Origin of the sequence: Streptomyces canus, assembly GCF_001514145.1 — a bacterium.
In the GTDB taxonomy this organism is placed as follows: Bacteria; Actinomycetota; Actinomycetes; order Streptomycetales; family Streptomycetaceae; genus Streptomyces; species Streptomyces canus.
This window is the reverse complement of the sequence record NZ_KQ948714.1, coordinates 1-2,197: the sequence shown is the minus strand read 5'-3', so window position 1 is coordinate 2,197 and position 2,197 is coordinate 1. Positions and strand designations below refer to the sequence as shown.

Below are 2,197 nucleotides of genomic sequence, written 5' to 3'. Positions count from 1 at the left end.
TCGGTGCTGTTGATGTGCTGGGTGTGGTGGAGCGGGAGCGGGTGTTGGTGGGGTGGAATGACACGGCGGTGTCGGTGTCGGGTGGGTCGGTTGTGGAGGTGTTCGCGGGGCGAGTCGTGGAGGACCCGGATGCGCCGGCGGTGATCGGTGAGGGGTTCGAGGTCTCGTATGTGGAGTTGGATGCGCGGGCGAACCGTCTGGCGCGTTATCTGGTCGCACAGGGTGTGGGTGTGGAGTCGGTGGTCGCGGTCGCGATGGAGCGGGGCGTTGATCTGGTTGTCGCGCTCCTCGCGGTCTGGAAGGCCGGCGCGGCCTATCTCCCGGTCGATCCCGGCGCACCGGTGGAGCGGATTGCGTTCATGGTGCGTGACAGCGGTGCGGTCATGCTTCTTGGCCTGGACGATGTCGTGGACGGTATGCCTGCGGGGCGTGTGCGTGTGGTTGCGCTGGATGACGCGCATGTCGCTGCGGCGATCGCCGGGCAGGAGTCGTCTGCGCTGGGGGTGAGGGTTGGTGGGGAGGGTTTGGCGTGGGTGGTTTACACGTCGGGTTCGACGGGTGTGCCCAAGGGTGTGGGTGTGGTGCATGCGGGTGCGGTGAATCTGGCTGCGGTGCAGGTGGCGCGGTTGGGTGTGGGGGTGGGTTCGCGGGTTTTGCAGTTCGCGTCGGTGGGTTTCGATGCGGCGTCGTGGGAGTTGTTGATGGCGCTGTGCTCGGGTGCGGCGTTGGTTGTGGCTCCGGCTGAGCGGCTGAAACCGGGGGCGGGCCTTGAGGGGGTTGTGGATGCGTTCGCGGTGACGCATGTGACGTTGCCGCCGGCGGTGCTGGGTGTGCTGGATGCGGAGTGTGATCTGTCTTCGGTGCGGGTGCTGGTGTCGGCGGGTGAGGCGTTGGATGCGGAGTTGGTGGCGGGGTGGGCGTCGGGCCGGATGTTGGTGAATGCCTATGGTCCGACGGAGACCACGGTGTGCGCGACGATGTCGGGTGCGCTGATGGCGGATGGGGGGGTTCCGTCGATCGGTGGGCCGAATCCGAATGCGCGGGTGTTTGTGCTGGATGATTTCCTGCGGCCGGTCGCGCCTGGTGTTGTGGGTGAGTTGTATGTGGCGGGTCGGGGTGTGGCGCGTGGGTATCTGGGGCGTTTGGGGCTGACGGCGGAGCGGTTTGTGGCGTGTCCGTTCTCGCGGTCGGGTGAGCGGATGTATCGCACGGGTGACCGGGTGGCGTGGGACACGGCGGGTGAGCTGGTGTTCTTGGGGCGTTCGGATGACCAGGTGAAGGTGCGTGGTTTCCGTATTGAGCCGGGTGAGGTCCAGGCCGCGCTGCTGGCGCATCCGGAGGTTGTTCAGGCTGCTGTCATCGCCCGGGAGGACGTGCCCGGTGACAGGCGTCTGGTGGCTTATGTGGTCGCCCCTGATGCGGAGTCGGATGCCGGGGATCTGTCGGTGGCTGTTCGTGGGTTTGTGGCGGGTCGTCTGCCGGAGTACATGGTTCCGGCGGTGGTGGTGGTGTTGGAGGCGCTGCCGCTGACGATCAACGGGAAGGTGGACCGTAAGGCTCTGCCGGTGCCGGAGCATGCGGGTGGTGGGGGGCGTGGTCCGGCGAACCGTCAGGAGGAGTTGCTGGTCGCGGCGTTCGCCGAGGTGCTGGGCGTGGAGAGGGTCGGTGTCGAGGAGAGTTTCTTCGACCTCGGCGGTCACTCCCTGCTGGCCACGCGGCTGGTCTCCCGGGTCCGCGCGGTTTTGGGTGTGGAGCTGGAGATGCGGGCGTTGTTCGAGACGCCGACCGTGGCCGGTCTGGCCGCGCGGCTGGCTTCGGGCGGGGCGGCGCGGCCGGCTCTGGTGGCGGCCGTGCGGCGTCCCGGCCGTGTTCCGGTGTCCTTTGCGCAGCAGCGCCTGTGGTTCCTGGGCCAGCTCGAGGGTGCCACCGCCACCTACAACGCCCCCATTGTGCTGCGCCTGAGCGGCGATCTGGACGTTGCGGCGCTGGCCGCGGCGCTGCGGGATGTCGTCGAGCGTCACGAGGTGTTGCGTACTGTTCTTCCTGCTGAGGACGGCCGTCCCTACCAGCGTGTTCTGAGCGTGGAGGAACTCGAAGCGCGTGGCTGGGCCCTGCACACCGCGACCGTCACCGACCACGAACTCCCCGCCGCCCTCGCCCAGGCCACCAGCCACACCTTCGACCTCACCACCGACGT

1 protein-coding gene is annotated in these 2,197 nt (G+C 68.0%); it reads left to right on the top strand.

Translation table 11 applies throughout. The features are described from left to right. Positions 1-2,197, top strand: a 2,197-nt coding sequence (locus AQJ46_RS51170) for a non-ribosomal peptide synthetase (protein WP_159064297.1), incomplete at both ends; no start/stop codon positions are given.